Source organism: Paralcaligenes sp. KSB-10 (assembly GCF_021266465.1).
In the GTDB taxonomy this organism is placed as follows: Bacteria; Pseudomonadota; Gammaproteobacteria; order Burkholderiales; family Burkholderiaceae_B.
On record NZ_CP089848.1, the window covers coordinates 2,342,724 to 2,363,833 of the forward strand.

At 60.6% G+C, this 21,110-nt stretch carries 21 protein-coding genes; 4 read left to right on the plus strand and 17 right to left on the minus strand.

Translation table 11 applies throughout. The features are described 5' to 3' along the window. Positions 1-51: 51 nt before the first annotated feature. A complete protein-coding gene (locus LSG25_RS10600) occupies positions 52-954 on the minus strand; it encodes a helix-turn-helix transcriptional regulator (protein WP_232744648.1) in 903 nt (300 codons plus the stop codon). Positions 955-1,095: 141 nt separating this feature from the next. Here LSG25_RS10600 and LSG25_RS10605 point away from each other — a divergent pair, with 141 nt between their 5' ends. The 3 genes from LSG25_RS10605 (at position 1,096) to LSG25_RS10615 (ending at position 4,013) form a co-directional block, all read left to right on the plus strand. Continuing rightward, positions 1,096-1,563 (plus strand): DUF4863 family protein, encoded by a 468-nt coding sequence (locus tag LSG25_RS10605; RefSeq protein ID WP_232740911.1) that lies wholly within the window; start codon positions 1,096-1,098, stop codon positions 1,561-1,563. Between the two features lie 81 nt (positions 1,564-1,644). Then, positions 1,645-3,198 carry a benzoate-CoA ligase family protein gene (locus tag LSG25_RS10610; protein ID WP_232740912.1) on the plus strand — a complete coding sequence of 518 codons (1,554 nt, stop codon included), beginning with the start codon at positions 1,645-1,647 and terminating at the stop codon, positions 3,196-3,198. Next, positions 3,195-4,013: an alpha/beta fold hydrolase gene (locus LSG25_RS10615; protein WP_370635844.1), complete on the plus strand. Its 819-nt coding sequence runs from the start codon at positions 3,195-3,197 to the stop codon at positions 4,011-4,013. The genes LSG25_RS10610 and LSG25_RS10615 overlap by 4 nt, the downstream gene beginning before the upstream one ends. 383 nt (positions 4,014-4,396) lie before the next feature. Here LSG25_RS10615 and LSG25_RS10620 read toward each other — a convergent pair whose 3' ends face one another. The 4 genes from LSG25_RS10620 to LSG25_RS10635 all read right to left on the minus strand — a co-directional run bounded on the left by LSG25_RS10620 (position 4,397) and on the right by LSG25_RS10635 (position 8,326). Next, positions 4,397-4,819 carry a VOC family protein gene (locus LSG25_RS10620; RefSeq protein WP_232740913.1) on the minus strand — a complete coding sequence of 141 codons (423 nt, stop codon included), beginning with the start codon at positions 4,817-4,819 and terminating at the stop codon, positions 4,397-4,399. Between the two features lie 116 nt (positions 4,820-4,935). Next, positions 4,936-6,246 (minus strand): MFS transporter, encoded by a 1,311-nt coding sequence (locus LSG25_RS10625; RefSeq protein WP_232740914.1) that lies wholly within the window; start codon positions 6,244-6,246, stop codon positions 4,936-4,938. 22 nt (positions 6,247-6,268) lie between these two features. After that, a complete protein-coding gene (locus LSG25_RS10630) occupies positions 6,269-6,721 on the minus strand; it encodes a MarR family winged helix-turn-helix transcriptional regulator (protein WP_232740915.1) in 453 nt (150 codons plus the stop codon). 102 nt (positions 6,722-6,823) lie between these two features. Continuing rightward, entirely contained in the window at positions 6,824-8,326 is a 1,503-nt protein-coding gene (locus LSG25_RS10635; protein WP_232740916.1) for an FAD-dependent monooxygenase, read from the minus strand. A 167-nt stretch (positions 8,327-8,493) separates the two neighbouring features. Between LSG25_RS10635 and LSG25_RS10640 the strand changes: the two genes are divergently transcribed. Continuing rightward, positions 8,494-9,492: a DUF3298 domain-containing protein gene (locus LSG25_RS10640; RefSeq protein WP_232740917.1), complete on the plus strand. Its 999-nt coding sequence runs from the start codon at positions 8,494-8,496 to the stop codon at positions 9,490-9,492. Positions 9,493-9,502: 10 nt separating this feature from the next. Here LSG25_RS10640 and purT read toward each other — a convergent pair whose 3' ends face one another. From purT to LSG25_RS10700, 12 genes are all read right to left on the minus strand, one after another. After that, the gene (gene purT / locus LSG25_RS10645) at positions 9,503-10,705 is read right to left on the minus strand and encodes a formate-dependent phosphoribosylglycinamide formyltransferase (protein WP_232740918.1); all 1,203 of its coding nucleotides are present in this window, start codon (positions 10,703-10,705) and stop codon (positions 9,503-9,505) included. An 87-nt stretch (positions 10,706-10,792) separates the two neighbouring features. After that, the gene (locus LSG25_RS10650; protein WP_232740919.1) at positions 10,793-11,074 is read right to left on the minus strand and encodes a peptidylprolyl isomerase; all 282 of its coding nucleotides are present in this window, start codon (positions 11,072-11,074) and stop codon (positions 10,793-10,795) included. 143 nt (positions 11,075-11,217) lie between these two features. Next, a complete protein-coding gene (locus LSG25_RS10655; protein ID WP_232740920.1) occupies positions 11,218-11,601 on the minus strand; it encodes an RNA-binding S4 domain-containing protein in 384 nt (127 codons plus the stop codon). 109 nt (positions 11,602-11,710) lie between these two features. After that, complete coding sequence (locus tag LSG25_RS10660; RefSeq protein WP_232740921.1) at positions 11,711-12,784, minus strand: FUSC family protein; 1,074 nt, start codon at positions 12,782-12,784, stop codon at positions 11,711-11,713. A gap of 115 nt (positions 12,785-12,899) precedes the next feature. Continuing rightward, complete coding sequence (locus LSG25_RS10665) at positions 12,900-13,928, minus strand: L-threonylcarbamoyladenylate synthase (protein WP_370635845.1); 1,029 nt, start codon at positions 13,926-13,928, stop codon at positions 12,900-12,902. After that, entirely contained in the window at positions 13,928-15,118 is a 1,191-nt protein-coding gene (locus LSG25_RS10670; protein WP_232740923.1) for a 5-(carboxyamino)imidazole ribonucleotide synthase, read from the minus strand. The genes LSG25_RS10665 and LSG25_RS10670 overlap by 1 nt, the downstream gene beginning before the upstream one ends. Before the next feature lie 121 nt (positions 15,119-15,239). Next, on the minus strand, positions 15,240-15,776 hold the full coding sequence (gene purE, locus LSG25_RS10675) for a 5-(carboxyamino)imidazole ribonucleotide mutase (RefSeq protein ID WP_370635846.1): 537 nt from the start codon (positions 15,774-15,776) through the stop codon (positions 15,240-15,242). A gap of 99 nt (positions 15,777-15,875) precedes the next feature. Next, on the minus strand, positions 15,876-16,757 hold the full coding sequence (locus LSG25_RS10680) for a phosphoribosylaminoimidazolesuccinocarboxamide synthase (protein WP_232740924.1): 882 nt from the start codon (positions 16,755-16,757) through the stop codon (positions 15,876-15,878). 121 nt (positions 16,758-16,878) lie between these two features. Next, entirely contained in the window at positions 16,879-17,943 is a 1,065-nt protein-coding gene (gene fba / locus LSG25_RS10685; RefSeq protein ID WP_232740925.1) for a class II fructose-bisphosphate aldolase, read from the minus strand. 82 nt (positions 17,944-18,025) lie between these two features. Next, positions 18,026-18,667: a molybdopterin adenylyltransferase gene (gene mog, locus LSG25_RS10690; protein ID WP_232740926.1), complete on the minus strand. Its 642-nt coding sequence runs from the start codon at positions 18,665-18,667 to the stop codon at positions 18,026-18,028. A gap of 180 nt (positions 18,668-18,847) precedes the next feature. Next, positions 18,848-19,606, minus strand: a complete 759-nt coding sequence (locus LSG25_RS10695) for an SDR family oxidoreductase (RefSeq protein WP_232740927.1) — start codon at positions 19,604-19,606, stop codon at positions 18,848-18,850. 21 nt (positions 19,607-19,627) lie between these two features. Then, positions 19,628-21,061 carry an aldehyde dehydrogenase family protein gene (locus LSG25_RS10700; protein ID WP_232740928.1) on the minus strand — a complete coding sequence of 478 codons (1,434 nt, stop codon included), beginning with the start codon at positions 21,059-21,061 and terminating at the stop codon, positions 19,628-19,630. Positions 21,062-21,110 lie beyond the last annotated feature (49 nt).

Here is a 21,110-nt window from a genome sequence, read left to right on the forward strand (position 1 = left end):
CACTTAAATTCACAAGTCAAGAAATTATGCATAAAAATGCATTTTTCTGATTTATACAGCCGCACCTATCATCTGGCGCATGTGCGACAGCAGGCTTTCGTAAGCTTCGGCCAGGCTCTGGTGGCTGGTCGAGCAGACAAAATCGGCCTTGGAATAAAAAGCCTCGCGGCTCGCCAAAATTCGTTTCAAATCGGCCATGGCTTCATTATTGCCGGCCATGGGCCGGAAATCGCCCTGGGCCATGACGCGCGACATGTGATCCTCGGGCGTCGCCTTGACCCAGACGGTATAGCAATGGGAAAGCATCAGATTCATGGCGGCCGGTTCAGAGACCATGCCGCCGGGGGTGGCCAGCACCATGTCGGGGTACAACTGCAGCGCTTCTTCGAGCGCCCGCTTTTCATAACGACGGTACGCGCTGGGGCCATACAGGCTGTGAATTTCAAGAATCCCGCAGCCGGCGATCCGCTCGATTTCCGCACTGAGCTCGACAAAGGAATAGCCCAGATCTTCAGCCAGCATGCGGCCCAGCGTCGATTTTCCGGCGCCCCGCAAACCGATCAGGGCAATCTGCCGCAGTTTATTTTTCTGCCGTGCCGCCGGCTGTTCGCCGAACAAGCCCGTCAGCGCTTCGCGCGCCTGCTGCAATTCTTTTTCCGAGCGGTTTTCAAGCAGCTCGCGTATCAGCAGCCACTCGGGATTCGAGGTAGTTACATCCCCGACCAGTTCGGCAAGAACGCAATTGAACGCCTGCGCAATCTGCAGCAGCACCAGGATCGACACATTGCCGATCCCGCCTTCGAGATTGGCCAAATGACGCTCCGAAACACCGGCCCCCTGCGCCAGCGCCTTGCGGGTCATGCCGCGCATGGCCCGCAAGCGCCGAACCCGTTCGCCCAGCGCAAGCAGATAGGCATCCTTGCCGGTTTCGGGATTGGCGGCAACCAGCGCCAGGCCTTGATCGAATGCTTTATTTTTCACCCAGAATAACCCTAAGGAATCGGATAACATGCATTATAGTGCTTGACACTTCTTTCGAAAAGCCCTAATTTGCATCCATAACCTACGATTTTTTTGAAAAAAGGAGTTGCCGCGATGAGCAGCGTGCAGGAATTTCAGGACCTCATCAAGACAGTCACCGATGCAATCGGGTCGCGCATTCCCGATAACGCTCTACAGACCGATCTTAATGCACGTTTTCCCGCGCACGGCCCGATCTACGAAAAAATTTTCCAATCCTGCAAGGACGGCATTGAGCAAGGCTGGATGTGCAAGTACGAGCAAGGCGGCGTTCGTTATGGACGGGTCATCAAGCCGGCCGCGGACCTTGGCGGATATTCAGTGGATGTCGTACAGATGCAGGACCTTATCGGCCCTCATCATCGTCACCCGAATGGCGAAATCGATCTCATCATGCCCCTGAGTCCCACGGCAAAATTCGACCAAAATCCGGCAGGCTGGCTGGTATATGGCCCGGGCAGCGCCCACAGCCCCACCGTCAGCGACGGCGCGGCCCTGGTCCTTTACCTGCTGCCGCAAGGCGCCATCGAATTCAGCCGCTAAACCCATGCCGCGACGCGGCGGCAGCATCGGCGCTCCGGGTGCCGCAAACGGCACGCACACACATAATCCAGCGAGACAAATATGAACACCTGCCCAAGCGAATTGAATTATGCCCAATACCTCGGTGACATCAACGCCACTCGAACCGGCAAGACCGCATACATAGACGGCCGGCGCACGCTCAGCTATGGCCAATTGGCCGAACGCAGCGCCCGTTTCGCCGGGCTGTTGCAACAGCTTGGCCTGCGGCGCGAAGAACGCGCCCTGCTGCTGATGCACGATACCGTGGACTGGCCTATTGCCTTTCTGGGTGCTCTCCACGCCGGGGTCGTGCCCGTTGCGGTCAATACCCTGCTGACTCCGGACGACTATGCCTACATGCTCACGCACAGCCGTGCCCAGGCCGTATTCGTATCGGCGGCGCTGCTTCACACGCTGGAAGAAGCGATGGCGCGCTGCAATCATGAGGTCAGGCACATTATCGTTGCCGAGCCCGGCCAGCCCCTGTCCGCCCCCTGTATAGACTTCGAAAGCTACACCGGCGCCGCGGCCATACCGGCCGTCAAGACGCGCGCCGACGAGATCGCCTTCTGGTTGTATTCATCCGGCTCCACCGGCCAGCCCAAAGGGGTCGTGCACAGCCACGGCAATCTCTGGCATACCGTCGAGCTGTACGGCAAGCCTATCCTCGGAATCCGTGAAGACGACACCGTGTTTTCGGCCGCCAAACTTTTTTTTGCCTACGGCCTGGGCAATGCCCTGACCTTTCCGCTGTCGGTCGGCGCCACCGTCGTACTCATGGACGAACGCCCCACTGCGCAAGCCGTTTTCAAACGCCTGACAGAATTCCAGCCCACCGTTTTCTGCGGCGTGCCCACTCTGTACGCCAGCATGCTGGCCGCGAAAGAACTGCCGGATCGATCCCAGGTGTCGATACGGGTATGCGCCTCGGCCGGCGAAGCGTTGCCCAAGGACCTGGGAGACCGCTTCACCGAACATTTCGGCTGCTACATCCTGGACGGCATAGGCTCGACCGAGATGCTGCACATTTTTCTGTCCAACCGTGCGGACCAATTGCGCTACGGCACAACGGGCAAGCCGGTGCCCGGCTACGAAGTCGAACTGCGCGACGAACTGGGCGCCCGCGTTCCTCCAGGCGCCATCGGCGACTTGTTCATCAAGGGCCCCAGCGCTGCGCTCATGTATTGGAACAATCAGCGGAAAACACGCGACACCTTCCTCGGGGATTGGCTCAAAAGCGGCGACAAATACATTTGCGACAAGGACGGCTACTACACCTACGCCGGGCGCAGCGACGATATGATCAAAGTCAGCGGCCAGTATGTGTCTCCCATCGAAGTCGAAAATATCCTGAGCCGGCATGGTATGGTGCTGGAAGCCGCCGTCATCGGCGTACCCGACGCCGAAGGCCTGATCAAGACCATGGCCTTCGTGGTGCTGCGCCCCGGGCATGAGCCCAGCGACGAAATCAAGACAGCATTGCAGAGTTATGTTAAAGAGCATCTTGCGCCTTTTAAATATCCGCGCCAGATCCACTTTACCGAAGAACTCCCGAAAACAGCCACAGGCAAGATACAGCGCTTTCGCCTGCGCCAGATGGAAACCCATACATGACTATGCCCGCCCCGCCCGTCAATCAAGCAAGGCATGTGCAGATCCGGCTCCCGGAGCGCGAACTGACTATCGAATATCTGTTGCTCAACCCCGAAAAAACCTCCGCGCCGCTGCTGGTTTTCCTGCATGAAGGCCTGGGCTCGGTGGCCATGTGGAAAGACTGGCCTGCGCAGGCATGCGCCGCCACCGGCTGCCGTGGGCTGGTGTTTTCGCGCTACGGCTACGGGTCGAGCACACCGCGGCCGCGGGCAGAACATTGGCCGGTCACGTATATGCATACGCAGGCCAAAGAGGTTCTACCCGCGCTGTTCCAGGCGCTGGGTCTGCAAGATGAAAAGCCGATTCTGTTCGGGCACAGCGATGGAGGATCTATCGCCCTGCTTTACGCCGCGATGTATCCCGACGCCGCGCGGGCCGTCGTGGTCGCCGCGCCGCATATTTTCGTCGAAGACATTTCCATTTCCAGCATCGAGGGCGCGCGACAGGCATATCTGGATACCGATCTGCCGGCCAGGCTGAAACGCTATCACCAGGATCCCGATTCGGCCTTCTGGGGCTGGAACAATGTGTGGCTGAATCCGGAGTTCCGTAACTGGAACATCGAGGAGTATCTGGGTAGCATACGCTGCCCGATACTCGCCATACAGGGCGAAGACGACGAGTACGGTTCGCTGGAACAAATCCGCGGTATCCAGCGTCACGCCGCGCAGACCCGCCTGTGCATTCTCCCCGATTGCCGCCATTCACCGCACAAAGACCAGCCCGAGCGCGTCATCAAGGTTATGGATGAATTCATTCGAGCTTCGTGTTTGTAGGGTGAACCTTTGTGGCCATCCGGCATTTGTGTTCTTGAGTGTTCTTAAGCGTTCTTAAGACGCGGGGGTGGCGGCCCAGGCGGGGTGGAGCTCGCATCGTCCGGTCCTGGCTGCGCCAGGACTGCCCGCGGCCGCAACCTGGATCGGGCGGTCGCGGAACTCGCGTCGTCCACAGCCCCCCGGGCTGTGGACACCCTTGACGCTCAAACAACCGCTCCCTTGCATCCCGATCCAGGCTGCGGCCGCGGCGGACTCAAGCTCGCTCACCCCGCCTGGGCCGCCACCCCCGCTTGCGTTGACGTTTTTTGTGCGGTTGCAGGCGACTTTTTGCATGCTTATGGGGTAGCACGACTATGCGCACGGCGCCACTAGCCGATTGCCGTTCAATCCTCCGGCAATAATTGCGGGTTCCACGCAATCTCCCACAGATGGCCATCCGGATCCTGGAAATAGCCCGCGTAGCCTCCCCAAAAAGTGTCCCGAGCCGGCTTTACGATAATCGCTCCGGCATTCCGGGCCTGCTCCATGACAAGATCGACTTCCTCTTTGGACGAGACGTTATGCCCAAGAGCGAACTCGGTAGCGCTTGGGCTACCCAGCGGAATTCCTGAGTCGTGGGAAAGGCTCGCGCGAGGCCAGATGGCAAGCATCACCCCTGCCTGCAGCTCAAAGAAGGCCACGGCGCCATGCTCGAACTCTTCGCCAATAATTCCCTTGGTCGCCAGGCCCAGGCCGTCGCGATAGAACCGAAGCGATCGATCCAGATCATCAACGCCAATGGTTATGACTGTAACTCGTGGTTTCATGACATGCCTCGTCAGGAAAATCCTAAATTACCATACCCCTGCCGGTTTGGCTGCCAGCTTCTGGCTGTACAGAAGATCACGTTCGCGTCAAATACGCCGGCGCCTTCGCATGCGACTTACTTGTTCACCTGTTCGACGGCGGCGTGGTCGAACTGATACCACGCCGCCATGGGATCGAGGTCGTCCATGCTGAAGCGAAGGCGGCCGGCATCGATGCGCACACGAAGATTGCGGTATTTGACAAGGTAATGTATCGCGACGATTGCCGCGGCAAAGCCCGCGACGGCGCCTATGCCCAGCGCCCAGCGAGGGCCGAAGGCATCAGCCACCCAACCGACAATGGGCGCACCGATGGGGGTGCAGCCCAGGGCTATGGCTAGGCGAATCGCCATGACGCGCCCGCGCATGGCGGGGTCGGTCGAAAGCTGCACCAGGCTGTTCGTTGACGTGTTGAAGGTCAGTGCAGACATCCCGATGATAATGAGAGCGAGGCCGAAGAGCCAGTAGTTGGGCATGACCGCGGCCAGAGCCAGGCCAAGGCCGAAGACTGCCGCGCCGGAGAACAAATGCACGATATGCGGTTTCGCCCGCCTGGCGGCAAGCAGCGCGCCGGCAACCGTTCCGATCGCCATGGTCGATGTCAGCAGCCCATACTGGCTCGCTCCTCCGTGGAAGACGGTGACCGACATGGTTGAAATGAAGATTGGGAAGTTCATTCCAAACGTGCCGATGAGGAAGAGCATGAGAAGGACGACTTTCAGATCGGGACGCTTCCATACATAACGGAAGCCTTCGGCGAAGCTTCCCCGCGTCCGGACAGCCCGGGTGCTCTGATGAAGTTCATCAATGCGCAGGAAACCCAGCGAGCAGAGCACAGCGACAAACGAGGCTGCATTGATAAGGAATACCCATCCGGATCCCACGACGGCGATGAGGACACCGGCGACAGCCGGACCGATCATCCGCGCAGCGTTGAACGATGTGGAGTTCAGCGCCACGGCATTCGACAGGTCGGCCTCGCCGACAAGATCCGAGACAAATGTCTGGCGCGCCGGAGAATCGAATGCCGTGACGCAGCCAAGCAAAAATGCAAACACATAAACATGCCATAACTGAATGAGCCCGGCGATGGTAAGAATACCCAGCCCAAAAGCAAGCGTCCCCATGGCTGCCTGCGTACCGATCAGGAGTTTGCGCCGATCGAAATGATCGGCCGCAAAACCGGTCAGGGGCAGCAAGAGAAGATGAGGCCCGAACTGGAGCGCCATGACCACGCCCACGGCCGTCGCATTGTTATGCGACAACTGGGTGAGCACAAGCCAATCCTGGGCGGTGCGCTGCATCCATGTTCCCACATTGGATATGATCGCCCCGCCGGCCCATACCCGGTAGTTGAAGATGGCTAGCGAACGGAAGGTGCTGTTCATTTGTTCAAGCGAAACAGTTCGATCAGGAATCGGCGAAGCGTTTGAGCAGTTCGATGGCGCGTGCCAGTTCTTTCTGCTCTTCCAACGCAAACTTTGTCCGGATGGTGCGAAACAGCCAGTCCTCGCGCGCTACCCGGCCGGCCTTGATTCTTTCCCGACAAGCGGCAGTAAGAGACAAGACGGTTTGCCGCCCATCGGTCGGGTCCGGTGCGCCGCTTACCAGCCCGGCCGCCTTCAGTACAGAAAGAGTTTCACCCATCGATTGCGGGCGCACACCCTCTGCCCGCGCCAGGCTTGTCACCGTCGCGCAACCTTCGCGCTCCAGCCTGCGCACTACTTGTATCTGGGACCACGTGAAATCTCCCAGATGCGCCTCTTCACGCAGCCGCCGCTTGAGCGTGCTGACCAGCACGCGTAGTTCTTCGGCCACAGCCAAGGCGCGCGCGACGTCGGGGTCGCTGTGCTGCTCGCTCATCTCAGGGATTTCATCTTAATATGAAGGAAACCTTTGTAGTTTACCTTCAAATAGGGCTTGACACCACTTTGCCGACCGCGAGGTGCATAAATACCCTATCCGCTATGCGCCAACCAGCCGATGCAGCGCGGCGATGATGGCGGCCGTGTCGCCATCCTTCGTACTCAACGCCACATACGCATCCGGACGAATCAGGTAGACGTGGCCAGCCTCGTAGCCGGAAGCAACTCCCGCGCCGGCAGCGGTGGCGACGGATTGCAGCACGCCGGGCAGGTTTACGCCGGTCGCGGCAACGGAGAGCACCGCGAACTTCCCGGTGGCGAGTATGTCATGCAGCCGCGAGGCCCCGCCTCCAGGAACCGTCAGAGGAAGATCGGGCGCGCGTTCGCCTGGCGCCGGGTGTCTTGCCGCGCTCTGCGGCGTCAGAGTCAGGGGGCTATCGTGATAGTGCAGATCCATCTCGGTCAGCTGGTCCACCATCCGCTGGCGCAGCATCGGAACGCGGCCCAGGGCGCTCACGGCAAGATTGCGAGCCTTCTGCAGGACAGGGTTGCTCAAGATGGCAAGCTTCGTCAATCTGCCGGCGTTGCGCAGGACCTGATCCCCGACAGCGCTGCGCTCCGGAGAATAGCTGTCAAGCAATACAGGCCTGGCCTGCCGATGCCAGACCATGGCAAGCTTCCAGGCCAGGTTGAAAGCGTCCTGCATTCCGGTGTTCATACCCTGGCCGCCCGCCGGGCTATGGACATGCGCCGCGTCGCCGCAAAGAAATACCCGGCCGCATCGGTAGTCCTTGACCTTGCGTTCGTTGATACGAAAGCGGCTCATCCACACTGCGTCATGCGCCCGCAGCCCGGGCGGCCCCCGGCGGTCAAGCAGTTGCTGGACTTCTTCCAGCGTTAGCGGCGATGCGTCGGCCGCAGGCGCCAGGCCCACATCGGCAATGATGCGGAACCGCGCCCCCTTGATCGGAACGAACAGGAGGACACCGGAAGGCGTCCAGCAAATCGTCAACTCATCCTGCGAAATCTTGCCGTCGAGCTCGACATCCGCCAGCATCCAGCCCGACGGCAAGGTATCGCCCTCGAACTGGGCTTCCAGCCCATGCCGGACAGTGCTGTGCGCGCCGTCGCAGGCAGCAAGATAGGAGGAATTCACCGTTTCGTCGTGCCCGTCGGCATGGCGCAGAACCGCGCCGACGCCGTCCCCGGTATCGTTAAAGGAGATGAGTTCGACGCACCGCTCCACACGGACACCGGTCAAAGCCAGCTGCTCTTCCAGCAAGCGTTCGGTGTCGCTCTGCGGAAGCATCAAGGCATAGGCATACGCGCTGCGAGCGGTGTCCAGGCGTACATGCACCAACATGTTTTGTTGGGCGAAGATGCGCGCGCCAACGGCTTTCATGCCGGCGTCCAAAAATGGTTGTACGCAACCCTGTATGTCCAGCATTTCGAGTGTTCGCGGCCACAGTACCAGCGCCTTCGACTTGTCGGTGCGCGCCGCCGCCTTATCGACGATACGCACCTCGACACCCCGGTGCTTGAGTGCCATCGCCATCGCCAGCCCTACAGGACCCGCCCCTACGATCAATACTGGTTCGTTCATTCTAAGCATCCTGAGTTGATTTGTGATTAGAAGAGTCTGTGCCGCGGCAGGTCCGGGCAAATAATAACATCAGCGTCTTTGGCGGCCATGCAATAGGCGACGATTCGGCGACTCATCGGTATACACTTCAACCTTCCCCTAAACATACCGATGCGGACAAGCGCCCCATGGCTCATAGATACGGCTTACTGATCGTCGGCATATTGCTTGCCGGGTCGGCGCCGCCCATTGCAAGCGCGGCAAGCTTCGACTGCGGCAAGGCCAGAACCTCTTTCGAAAAAGCAGTCTGCGCGGATCCGCAGCTGTCGGCCCAGGACACAGCCATGGCGCGGCGCTACAACGCCGCCCTGCCCCTACTTTCCGCCCCGGGGCAGGCGATCCTGCGCACCGGCCAGAAAGAGTGGCTCAAAATGGTGCAGGCCTTGTGCCTCGACAACAAAAGAAAGGAAAGTCCCGTCACCTGCCTGCGGCAGCAGTACGCCGACCGGCTTGACGATTTGCGCACTGCGGCCGTGGCCATCGGCCCTTTCGTCTTCAGCCGGGATGATCATTACGCGTCGATCGCAAGACAGGAGCCTGGCGGCAAGCCCCTGGAGCAGCATACGGGCCTGCCACGAATCGACCATCCGCTTTCGCCGCAAGCCGAACAATGGAATGCCGCGATAGTGCGGTTTGCGGCAGAGGCTCGAGCGAACTGGTGTTTTGCAGACCCAAGCCTGCCCAGCGACCAGTTTGTCCGCTTCAAGATTGAATCGGCCACACCCGATTTCATCAATGTCAAGATGCTGCACCATGAGCAATGCGACCGGGCCGCAGGTTCCGAGGATATGCGCAATATCTCCTACCTGCTCAAGCCTGGCCTGCATCGCCTCGAGGCGGCGGATCTGTTCAAACCGGATAGCGGATGGGAGTCCTTTTTGAGCACGCGCGCCACTCAAGTGCTGGGCGCCGATGATGCCATTGTCTTCAATGAAGGTATCAGCAAGGCCGTACGCGACCCAGTATCGTGGTCCTTCACCAGGCCCGGCCTTCTTGTCTCGTTCAACCCAGGCGAGGCGGGAGCGATGGCCTCCGGCATTCTGGAAGTGACCATACCCTGGGCCGATCTGCGGCGCTTCCTTGCGGACCATGCCCTTCAAAAGACCCGAGGCTTCGAGGCCGGCTAGGACCGCGGCTTTACGGACGCAGAACCTTTACGCACGCCGCCGCCTGTTTCGCGCGTTTGCGGGCTCCGTCGATATTCGTGTCGTAGGCCAGGGCTACACCCATGCGCCTGCGCAAGAAACTCTCGGGCTTGCCGAACAGGCGCAGATCGGTTTGCGGTACACGCAGCGCCTCTTGCACGCCATCGAAAGCCACGCCATGCGCATCGACGCCACCATAGATGACGGCACTGGCGCCGGGACTTCTCAATGCCGTATCGACGGGCAGGCCAAGAATGGCGCGCGCGTGCAGCTCAAATTCGCTTTGCCACTGCGAGATCATGGTTACCAGCCCGGTATCGTGCGGGCGCGGGCTGACCTCGCTGAACCAGACATCCTCGTTCTTGATGAACAGCTCGACGCCGAATACGCCTTGCCCACCCAGATTGTCGGTAACGGCCTTGGCGACATGCCGGGCCTTCTCCAAAGCGGCCGGACTCATGGGATGAGGCTGCCAGCTTTCGATATAGTCGCCTGCGGCCTGCAAATGACCTATGGGTTCGCAGAAATGGGTTTCCACCTGCCCATCGGCGCCGAGGGCGCGCACCGTCAGCAGGGTGATTTCGTAGTCGAAATCGATGAAACCTTCCACAATAATGCGGCCATGGCTGACACGGCCTCCGGCCATGGCGTATTCCCAGGCCGGCCGCACCTGATCGGGGCTGTCGATTTTGCTCTGGCCCTTGCCGGAACTGCTCATTACCGGTTTGACGACGCAGGGATAGCCGATGCCGCCGTCGATGGCGGCCTGCAGCTCTTCCAGCGAATCGCAGAATTTATAAGGACTGGTAGGCAGGCCCAGGGTCTCGGCGGACAGGCGCCGTATGCCTTCGCGATCCATCGTCAAACGCGCCGCGCGTGCGGTAGGAATAACACGGGCAAGGCCGGCGGCTTCCAGTTCCTCGAGCGCCTGGGTGGCAATGGCCTCGATTTCAGGAACGACCAGATCGGGCTTCTCGGCTTCGATCAGCGCCTTCAACTGTGCCGGGTCGCTCATGGTGATGGTGCGGGCGTGGTGGGCGACCTGCTGGCCGGGAGAGTCGGCATAGCGGTCAACCGCAATGGTTTCCACACCCAGGCGCTGCAAGGCAATGATGACTTCCTTGCCCAGCTCGCCGGAGCCAAGCAGCATCACTCTCGTGGCGCCAGGGGACAATGGGGTTCCGATAGTGCTCATAGTAGGATCTTCGGGCAAAGTAAGGATATGAATTGTAAATGCCCGGCGCCGGTTGCGCGGGAAAGCCGGGCACCGGCGCGATCGGCGTCAGTCCTGGCGGCTGGTGACTTCGAGCAGATGATAACCAAACTGGGTTTTCACAGGACCTTGCACCACGTTGAGCGGTGCGCTGAATACAACGGTATCGAATTCCTTGACCATTTGGCCAGGGCCGAACGAACCCAGGTTGCCGCCGTCGCGGCTGGAGGGGCAACTGGAGTTCTCTTTAGCGACCTGTGCGAAATCGGCACCGCCTTCAATAGCGGTTTTGAGTTCATTGCACTTCGCTTCGGTGGAAACCAGGATATGACGGGCAGTGGCTTGGGCCATGAGTATTACTCCTTCTAAATGAGTCGAACAGAATACCTCAATCGGAGATTTGCTGCGCGGCCTGAAACGGCTGGGCCGGCCTCGGGAAACCGAACTCTCAACCAATCCTGGAGTGCCTCTCACGACAAAAACACTTCTTCCGCTTATTTGCCACGCACGTGATCGAGCAGGCGCCGATCGCGTTTCGTCGGGCGTCCAGCGACGATTTCATGGGCAGGCTCGGGGGCAAGACGCCTCATCTCGGCAGCACGCTCGCGGGCGCTTACGCTTTCCGGCGTTTCCTCATAAAGCAGACGTGCCACCGGAGCCGGACCCCGTACACTGCTCACCGCGCACACGCGCACCTGAAGCGGAGGGTCTTCTTTGCGAACGCTTACAAGATCGCCCACCGCAACTTCACGCGCGGGCTTGGCGGGCTGCCCATTCACGAGCGCCCTGCCTTTGCCAATTTCCTCCGCCGCCAAGCTGCGGGTTTTGTAAAAGCGAGCCGCCCACAGCCATTTGTCGAGTCGAACCTTGTCCGCCATGCGAACCCCCCTTGCCTGCCTTATTGAGGAATACATGATAACTGGGACGCCTCGCCGGCCAGGCATCGACCCCGGCCAATGATGCAAAAAACACCGACAAGGCGCAATGTCAAATATTCCAGCGATCCGCGATGGCAGCCAAACGCTGCCGCAATGCGTCGAATTCCTCCGACAAGCGCCACGTCAGTGACACATAGCCAGCTAGCTGTGGCGGCATTGAATCCATTGCCATCTCAGGCGCCGCGGTGTCGCTCGGCCTCAAGCGGGCAATCGTGCCGAACTTCAGCGCGCGGGACATGCCGAGCAGCATGTCCCGCAAGCGATGGTTCTCGCCTCCAAAATGATGCTGGATGAATGCCTGCGCGCTTTCATCCTCGACGCGGGGGCGCGTGGCGGCAAGCACCTCCAGAAGGCTGAGGCAGATTCGCAAGCTGTGCTGGATCTCCTCAAGCTGCGCCGTCGAGACCCCGGTCTCTCGAGCGACGGATGGCATCAGCGAGCGTAGCTGTACCAGCAGAGTTCCTTGCAAAATCATGGCCCGCTGCAGCTCCGCCATGTCGAGGGACGCCTGGGTGGCGATCACGGTGTACGTCTTTGCACAGCCGCGCAGGATATCCGCCAGCGTGTAACGCCACGAATACGTGGCATGCAGCGGCAAGGCAAAGGAGAACAGCAATGCAATCGCAATTCCTATCAGCACATCCACCGCGCGCCATAGCCCATCGGCCATCGCGCTGTCGCCATGACCGGCAACGATCAGGATGGTGATTGCGGAAAGCAAGGCAATATAGCCTCCTTTGCCGATCGCGTGATACGCGCAAAAGCCGCAAGCAATCACGATCAGCAGGGAGCTAAGCCAGGGAATCTGAAAATAGGCCTGCTGCAGAATCACCGCCAGGCCCACCCCTGCCCCGATTACCGTCCCAAGGGCGCGCTCCGCGGCCTTGCGCCGAATATTGCCATGATGCTGCAGGCCGCCGATGACAACCAGCAATGTAATGGACGCCCACTCCCCATGAGGCAGGTTTATGCCTGTAGTCAACACCATGGATGTCAGGAGTCCAAGCGCGACCCTGACAGCATGAATCAGAGTCGCGTGACGGTAACGGCGAGCAGGATCCTGCAGCGGGCGGAGCAGGCCCTGCCATAGCAACTGAACGCGCGAAACTAGCGGAATGGCCATAAACAAGCACAAAAACCGGAAATTGCAATGACAAACGCTTGCCCCGTGGAAACCGCCTGGGGCTGTACCAGTCTACAACAGACGGCTACGGCCGTCTCGCGCCGCATACACCCTCTTATTCGAAGGCCGCCGCCGCGCGCCCGATGCGATCATTCACCGCCTGCCACAGCGCATTGCGGGGCGGCCGCTCCACCAGGATGCGGTTATACGCAGCTGCGTCGAGGCGTCGCAGCAGCGCATACAAATCGCGCGCATAGGCCTGCGGATCGGCAGGCGCCAAGTACCAGTCCACGCGTGGATACGCCGCCTGCCCAGGACGTTGGAAAGCCACCACCGCGACACGCTCCGCATCGCCCGCATGACGCTCCAGATACCCAACCAGAGCCTCCAGGGACAACAAGTGCAAAGGCGTACGAGGCGCGTAATGCGCCTTCAAGGAACCCGACACCCGCGGTGCACCGGCATCTGGCCGAGCAGGCTCAGCCCCCAGCACGGCCGCAATCTGGGCCGAAGAAATATGCCCCGGCCGCAACAGAACCGGGCCCATGCCTTGATCGAGCCGCGACACATCCACAATCGTCGACTCGATCCCCACCTCGGACGGCCCGCCTTCAAGCACCAGCATCTCGGCATCGCCAAGCTCCGCAAACTCGCTGCGCACATGCGCCGCTAGAGTCGGCGAAACCTGGCCGAACTTATTGGCCGAAGGCCCCGCCACTCCGCCCTGCCCGCTGGGCTTCAACGCGGCAAACTCACGCAGCAAGGCTTGCGCCACGGGATGCGATGGGCAGCGCAAGCCCACACTGTCCTGGCCTCCGCTGACCGCGGCCGGCACATGATCGGCCCGCGGCAATATCAGCGTCAAAGGCCCGGGCCAGAACGCCTGTATCAAGGCGCGAGCCTCGGCTGGAATAGCCCGGGCCCAATAATCCAGATCCGCCTCCGGCGACACATGGACAATGACCGGGTGACTGGATGGCCGTCCCTTGGCAGCGTAGATCCGCGCAATAGCGTCGGGGTTCTCGGCATCGCCCCCCAGGCCATAAACCGTTTCCGTCGGAAACGCGACCAGACCGCCCGCGGCCAGGCGCTCCGCGGCCAGGCGCAATGCTCGCGCCATATCGGCAGGATTGGACATCGTCATTACTTGAAAGAAATATGAAGTACGGCCGCGACAGCCGCGGCGGCCTCGCGCACGGCATCGAACGTGGGCGCCACCAGATTGATGTGACCCATCTTGCGCCCGCGCCGGGCCTCTGCCTTGCCGTACAAGTGCAATTTGGCGTTCGGCGTGCCCAGTACAGCGGCCCAATCGGGCTCTCGCTTCCGGCCGCTGGCGGGATCGAACCAGACATCGCCCAGGATGTTCAGCATAATGGCCGGGCATAAGCTGTCGGTACTGCCCAGCGGCAAACCGGCCATGACGCGAACCTGCTGTTCGAACTGGCTCGTCACACAGGCATCCATCGTGTAATGGCCGCTATTATGTGGACGCGGGGCGATCTCGTTGGCCACCAGGCTTCCATCCTGCAAGACAAAGAACTCCACGCACAGCACACCGTAATAATCCAGGCCATGCGCGATCGCCAGGGCGGCTTCAGCGGCCCGCTCGTGCAATGCGGACTCGGCCGCGGCGAATCCGGCCGCCACCGTCGAGACGGCCAGAATACCTTCGCGATGCTCATTGCTGGCCGGCGGATACGCTACCGCCCGGCCGTCGAAACCGCGCGCCAGCACCACGGAAAACTCCGACTTCAGCGGCATCAGGGCTTCCAGCACACAAGCCGTTCCCCCAAACGAGGCAAAGGCCTCCAGAGCCTGCTCGGGGCTGCCGACGCGTGCCTGGCCCTTGCCGTCATAACCCAGCCGAGCCACTTTAAGTATTCCGGGAAACAGGGCCGCCGGCGCGGACAAAATATCCTTGGCGCCATGTATCGCAGCATAAGGGGCGAGCGGCACGCCTATTTTTCCGATAAAGGCTTTTTCCTGGATGCGGTCCTGCACAATAGCCACGGCCTGAGCCGACGGACTGACCCTGGAGCGCGTAGCCAGTCTTTCCAGGCTAAGCGCCGGAACGTTCTCGAACTCGGTGGAAATCGCCGGGCAGCGCTCCGACAGACGGGCCAGACCGGCTTCATCGTCGTACGCGGCCTGAATATGCAGGTCGGCCACGGCACCCGCCGGACACTGCGCAACAGGATCCAGCACCGCCACCTTGTATCCCATGCTCTGGGCGGCTTGACAGAACATCCGCCCCAACTGCCCTCCCCCAATCATGCCCAGCCAGCCTCCTGGCGCAATCGGATCGGAAAGGGAAACAGCAGTCTTGGCCATAATCGGGAAAATTAAAAAATTAAAAATAAAAAAACCGGCATGCGCGCATGTTCCGGCCGCTGCTCAAGCCATGCGCCGCATGCAAGACATGGCGCCACCTTGATAGCGCAGCCGCCCGGTCCTATAGGGTTACATGCGGGGGCACCGTCATGGCCTGTGCGGCCTCGGTTTGCCGGGTGCGGAATTCTTGCAGCTTCTTGCGCAAATCGGAATCGGTCGTAGCCAGGCAGGCAACCACATGCAGGGCGGCATTCGCGGCGCCCGCTTCGCCGATGGCGAATGTGGCTACCGGTATGCCCCTGGGCATCTGCACGATGGAAAGCAGAGAATCCTGGCCCTGCAAATACTTGGACGGAACCGGCACGCCGAATACCGGTACCGGCGTCAACGCCGCCATCATGCCGGGCAAATGCGCCGCGCCGCCCGCGCCCGCGATAATCGCACGCAGGCCGCGCTCGGTCGCCGAAGCGCCGTATTCGACCATTTGATGCGGCATGCGATGAGCCGACACAACGTGCAGCTCGTGCGGCACGCCAAACTCTTCAAGCACGGCGGCAGCCTGTTTCATTACGTCCCAATCGCTGGATGATCCCATGATGATGCCCACCAGGGGACTGGCATTGGATTCGGTCAAAGATTTCATAGTGAAGTCGGCCATAACAATACTCCAGAGAGAGCGGCAAATTTTACCGTGCGGCGAAGGAAGCAGCGGTTACGAGCTGCATCCCCCCGTTACAGCTCAGACATGGAAGCCCGCCTATGCCGTCAGGCGCGTCATGGCTTCGCGATACTTGGCCGCTGTTTTTTCAAGCACATCGGCGGGCAGGCGGGGCGCCGGCGGGGTTTTATCCCACACCTGGGTCTCGAGCCAATCGCGTACAAACTGCTTGTCGAACGAGGGAGGGCTGATGCCGACAGCGTACTCGGATGCCGGCCAAAAGCGCGACGAATCCGGCGTCAGGACCTCATCCATCAGATGCAGCTGGCCTTGCCCATCGAGCCCGAACTCGAATTTTGTGTCAGCAATGATAATGCCTTTGCCCGCTGCAAAATCAGCCGCTTCGGAATACAGCCTGAGCGTTACGTCGCGGATTCTTTCAGCCAGCGCCGCACCGACTTCACGCACCACATGATCGAAATCGACGTTCTCGTCGTGCGAACCGAACTCGGCCTTGGCCGCCGGGGTGAAGATGGGCCGAGGCAGCTTGCCGGCCTGCCGCATGCCCGCCGGCAGGGCAATGCCGCAGATCGATCCGCCGGCCTGGTAGTCCTTCCAGCCCGAACCGATCAGATAGCCGCGGGCGACCGCCTCGACCAGGATGGGCTTGAGGCGCTTTACCACCACCGCCCGGCCACGCACCTGCTCGCGCTCGGAGGGAGCGACGACATCTTCGGGAGCAATGCCCGTTGAATGATTGGGCAACACGTGCGCCAGCTTTTTCAGCCAGAACTCGGTCAGCTCGGTCAGCACCTGGCCCTTGCCCGGGATGGGATCGTCAAGAATGACGTCGAAGGCCGAAATGCGGTCGGTCGCGACGATCAGCAGCTTGTCTTCGCCAACGGCATACATATCGCGCACTTTGCCGCGCCCCAGCAAAGGGAGGGAGTCGATAGATGATTGATGTAGTGCTTGCACCACGATTTGTCCTTAGATCGAAAACACAACGCCCGACGAGCCTGTCGGGCGCCATTCATGCATTCAGGAAAACACGGCGCCTGAGGAACGTTCGGGCACCATGCTTTCCTGGCCGGCCAGACGCTTACTGAACCACTTGGGCCAGCTTGCCCGAGGCATATTGCTGGGCAATTTGAGACAGGGCAACCGGCTTGATCTTGCTGGCATTGCCGGCTGTGCCGAACTCGGCATAGCGCTGTTTGCAAATCAGCTTCGCAGCCTGGCGTGCCGGCTTCAGATATTCGCGCGGATCGAACTTGGCCGGGTTTTCGGCCATGAAACGCCGAATTGCGCCGGTCATTGCCAAGCGTATATCGGTATCGATATTGACTTTGCGCACGCCGAACTTGATGGCTTCCTGGATTTCTTCAACAGGCACGCCATAGGTTTCTTTCATGTCGCCGCCGAACTCGCGAATCTCGGCGAGCAGGTCTTGCGGCACGCTGGAACTGCCATGCATGACCAGGTGCGTATTGGGCAGGCGGTGATGGATTTCCTTGATGCGGGAAATCGACAAAATGTCGCCGGTGGGCTTGCGCGTGAACTTGTAGGCGCCGTGGCTGGTGCCAATCGCAATCGCCAGCGCATCGAGCTGAGTGTGGCGCACGAAATCGGCCGCCTGCTCGGGATCGGTCAGCAATTGATCCATGGTCAGCTTGCCATCCGCGCCATGGCCGTCTTCCTTGTCGCCCTGCATGGTTTCCAGGGAGCCCAGGCAGCCAAGTTCTCCTTCAACGGTAACGCCCAGCTTATGAGCCATTTCGACCACGCGGCGCGTGACATCGCGGTTGTAATCGTAGTCGGCAATGGATTTGCCGTCTTCTTTCAGGGAACCGTCCATCATGACGCTGGAAAAACCCAGCTCGATAGCCCCCTGGCAAATCGCGGGGGACTGGCCGTGATCCTGGTGCATGACGACCGGGATATGCGGAAACGACTCGACGGCCGCCTGGATCAGGTACTTCAGAAAGCCTTCGCCGGCGTATTTGCGGGCGCCCGCCGAGGCCTGCATGATGACCGGGCTGTCGGTCTCATCGGCCGCTTCCATGATTGCCTGAACCTGTTCCAGGTTATTGACGTTAAAAGCGGGAATACCATAACCGTTTTCAGCAGCATGATCGAGCAACTGACGCATGGAAACTAGGGCCATGACTAGACCTCCTGAATGCAGAATAAATTAGGGACAGGCGTCATTTTACGAGGGAATAGGATTAATTGCTTAAAGCCGCGCCTCACCGCTGCGGCCCAGTACGAGGGCGTAGCGCCGACTTGGGCCGGAACGCCTTGACGATCTGTTCGCGGGTTTCGATATACGGCCCGCCGATCAGGTCGATGCAATACGGCACGGCCGCAAAAATGCCGGCCACCCGCGTTTTGCCCTCGGCGTCTTTCAATCCTTCGAGCGTTTCCTTGATAGCCTTGGGTTGGCCGGGAAGATTGATGATCAGCGCCGCGTGTTCCGGCGTTTCGCGAATTACGGCCACCTGGCGCGACAAAATGGCCGTGGGCACGAATGCAAGGCTGACCTGGCGCATTTGCTCGCCGAAACCCGGCATTTCCTTGGTCGCCACCGCCAGGGTGGCCTCGGGCGTGACATCGCGCCGCGCCGGGCCCGTGCCGCCCGTGGTCAGCACCAGATCGCAGCCCAGTTCGTCGACCAGATGAATCAGCGCCGCGGAGATCTGTTCGGTTTCATCGGGAACCAGGCGCGTGGCGAACTGGCACCTGCCCAATACGGCCGATTCAAGCCAGGCCTGCAATGCCGGCAGGCCCTGGTCCTGGTAGACGCCGCTGGAAGCCCGGTCGGATATGGATACCAGCCCGACCAGCAATTCATCGGGATGGCCACGCACAAGACGCTGTTGTTCAGACATATTGTTCCTGAGAAAAACGGGCGACCACAAGAGCCGCCCCTGCAAACACCCATGACGCCGGCCTTCCCCTCCATAGGGCCGCCCCTGTAAAAACCAACGGCGTCGGCCCCTCGCTCCGTAGATACCGTCTTTGGGTATCAATAAGATTCAGTGCAGGGAATGGCACTTGCGGCACCCGATTTACACACAGCGGCCGCCGTCGACCTCCAGGCACGCACCGGTGACAAAAGCCGCCTCGTCGGACGCAAAATACAGGGCCGCATTGGCAATGTCCTGGGGCGTGGAAAATCGCCCCATCGGAATACCCGCCAGAAACCGCTCGCGATTGGCGGGCGTATCGGGCATGCCCATGAAATCTTCAACCAGGCCGGTGGCGCCGATAACGGGATTGACGCAATTGACACGGATATTGTCTTTGCCGAGTTCGGCCGCCATCGCCTTGCTGGCCGTTACGACCGCGCCTTTGGTGCTGTTGTACCAGACCAGCCCGGGGCGCGGGCGGATCGCGGCCGTCGAGGCAATATTGACGAAAGAGCCGCCGCCGTGCCCACGGAAATAAGGCACCATATGCTTGGCAGTCCAGAAAATGCTTTTGACATTGACGTTGAACACCCGGTCGAACTCCTGCTCGGTGATATCGAGCAAAGGCTTGTTCTTGTGTGTAGTACCGGCGTTATTGACCACGCAATGCAATGCGCCGAAAGCCTTGAGCGTTTCTTCCAGCAAGTTTGCCACACTGGCCCCGTCGGCCACATCGGCCGCCGCGAATACGGCATCGCCGCCAGCCTGGCGTATCTGTTCGAGCACGGCCCGGCCATGCTCTTCGTGAATATCCGCTACCACCACACGCGCGCCCTCGCGCGCGAAGGTATGAGCGATACCGGCGCCAAAACCCGAGCCCGCCCCTGTCACTATTGCCACTTTTCCTTCCAAACGCATGCCTGCTTCCCTCGATATGTATTAGTGTTTGATCGCTATGGTCTTGACCGTGGTAAATCCATAGAGGGCCTCGAAGCCCTTTTCACGACCGAAACCCGATTGTCCGGTACCGCCGAAGGGCAGTTCCACCCCGCCGCCCGCACCGTAATTATTGACAAAAACCTGCCCGGCCCGTACCTGGCGCGCCATCCGCATCTGGCGCGCGCCATCTTGCGTCCAGACGCCGGCCACCAGGCCAAACGGCGTATTGTTGGCCAGGCGCAGCGCGTCGGCTTCATGCTCGAACGAAATGGCCGCCAGCACCGGGCCGAAAATCTCTTCCTGAGCCAAGCGATGATCAGGCGGCACATTGCTCAACAGCACCGGCGGCTGATAAAACCCACTGGCAGGGGCCGAGGCTTCAAGCGTGCCGCGCGCCGCAACCGTGATCGCCGCCGCGTCGGCCTCATCCAGAAAGCCTCGCACGCGCGCCAGTTGTTTGGCGCTGATCAGCGGCCCGCAATCCAGATTTTCACCGGCCGGCCCGGTGCGAGTACACGCAAAGAGTTCGGACAGGCGCTCGATCAGCGTCGAGTACAAGGGACGCTGGATCAGCAAACGGCTGCCGGCCGAACACGTCTGGCCGGCGTTTTGCACTATGGCATTGAGAAGGACGGGCAAGGCCGCATCGATATCGGCATCGGCAAAAACGATCTGCGGCGACTTGCCGCCCAGTTCCAGCGTAACCGGGGCAAAATGCCCGGCGGCAGCCTGGGCCACTTGCTTGCCGGTTTGGGGCGAGCCTGTAAACGAAATATGATCGATACCCGGATGAGCCGACAGGGCGGCTCCCGCCTCGGCGCCCAAACCGGTACAGATATTCAGCGCCCCGGCGGGCAGGCCGACATCCAGCGCGATTTGCGCCAGCTCCAGCAAGGACACGCAAGCGTCTTCGGCCGGTTTGACCACGCAGGCATTGCCGGCGGCCAAAGCGGCCCCCACGCTGCGGCCGAAAATCTGCAGGGGGTAATTCCATGGGATGATATGCCCGGTTACGCCATGCGGCTCGCGTAGGGTCAAGACGGTGTAATCCTGGGGATACGGAATCGTCGAGCCGTGCAGCTTGTCCACCGCCCCGCCGTAAAACTCGAAATAGCGCGCCACGGCGGCCGCGTCGGCCCGGGCCTGTTTAAGCGGCTTGCCAGTGTCTCTGGATTCGATTTGCGCCAATTGCTCCTGGCGATCCTGCAGCGCCACACTGAAGCGCAACAGCAGGCGGCTGCGTTCGGCCGGAGGCATTTTCCCCCAGACGCCTTCGCTGGCTGCCCGCGCAGCCAGCACAGCGGCATCGATATCGGCCTCGCGCGAACGGGCAATCGTGGAAAAAGCCTGGCCATCGGAAGGATCGATAACGGGCAGGGTTTCGCCGCTCTGCGCACTTACCCAGCGATTGGCAATGAAATTTTGGTACGTCATGAGTCTTGTCTCTTGAATAAGTATTCACAAAGCGCGGCATTCTGTGCCG

Excerpts from the sequence above, each read along its gene's own strand:
- LSG25_RS10650 (WP_232740919.1), bottom strand. The coding sequence starts at position 11,074 with ATGGCCCAAGCCACTGCCCGTCATATCCTGGTTTCCACCGAAGCGAAG.
- LSG25_RS10625 (WP_232740914.1), bottom strand. The coding sequence starts at position 6,246 with ATGAACAGCACCTTCCGTTCGCTAGCCATCTTCAACTACCGGGTATGG.
- LSG25_RS10605 (WP_232740911.1), top strand. The coding sequence starts at position 1,096 with ATGAGCAGCGTGCAGGAATTTCAGGACCTCATCAAGACAGTCACCGAT.
- LSG25_RS10610 (WP_232740912.1), top strand. The coding sequence starts at position 1,645 with ATGAACACCTGCCCAAGCGAATTGAATTATGCCCAATACCTCGGTGAC.
- LSG25_RS10660 (WP_232740921.1), bottom strand. The coding sequence starts at position 12,784 with ATGGCCATTCCGCTAGTTTCGCGCGTTCAGTTGCTATGGCAGGGCCTG.
- purE (WP_370635846.1), bottom strand. The coding sequence starts at position 15,776 with ATGGCCGACTTCACTATGAAATCTTTGACCGAATCCAATGCCAGTCCC.
- LSG25_RS10640 (WP_232740917.1), top strand. The coding sequence starts at position 8,494 with ATGGCTCATAGATACGGCTTACTGATCGTCGGCATATTGCTTGCCGGG.
- LSG25_RS10700 (WP_232740928.1), bottom strand. The coding sequence starts at position 21,061 with ATGACGTACCAAAATTTCATTGCCAATCGCTGGGTAAGTGCGCAGAGC.
- LSG25_RS10615 (WP_370635844.1), top strand. The coding sequence starts at position 3,195 with ATGACTATGCCCGCCCCGCCCGTCAATCAAGCAAGGCATGTGCAGATC.
- purT (WP_232740918.1), bottom strand. The coding sequence starts at position 10,705 with ATGAGCACTATCGGAACCCCATTGTCCCCTGGCGCCACGAGAGTGATG.
- LSG25_RS10695 (WP_232740927.1), bottom strand. The coding sequence starts at position 19,606 with ATGCGTTTGGAAGGAAAAGTGGCAATAGTGACAGGGGCGGGCTCGGGT.
- LSG25_RS10630 (WP_232740915.1), bottom strand. The coding sequence starts at position 6,721 with ATGAGCGAGCAGCACAGCGACCCCGACGTCGCGCGCGCCTTGGCTGTG.
- LSG25_RS10620 (WP_232740913.1), bottom strand. The coding sequence starts at position 4,819 with ATGAAACCACGAGTTACAGTCATAACCATTGGCGTTGATGATCTGGAT.
- LSG25_RS10655 (WP_232740920.1), bottom strand. The coding sequence starts at position 11,601 with ATGGCGGACAAGGTTCGACTCGACAAATGGCTGTGGGCGGCTCGCTTT.
- LSG25_RS10665 (WP_370635845.1), bottom strand. The coding sequence starts at position 13,928 with ATGACGATGTCCAATCCTGCCGATATGGCGCGAGCATTGCGCCTGGCC.
- mog (WP_232740926.1), bottom strand. The coding sequence starts at position 18,667 with ATGTCTGAACAACAGCGTCTTGTGCGTGGCCATCCCGATGAATTGCTG.
- LSG25_RS10670 (WP_232740923.1), bottom strand. The coding sequence starts at position 15,118 with ATGGCCAAGACTGCTGTTTCCCTTTCCGATCCGATTGCGCCAGGAGGC.
- fba (WP_232740925.1), bottom strand. The coding sequence starts at position 17,943 with ATGGCCCTAGTTTCCATGCGTCAGTTGCTCGATCATGCTGCTGAAAAC.
- LSG25_RS10635 (WP_232740916.1), bottom strand. The coding sequence starts at position 8,326 with ATGAACGAACCAGTATTGATCGTAGGGGCGGGTCCTGTAGGGCTGGCG.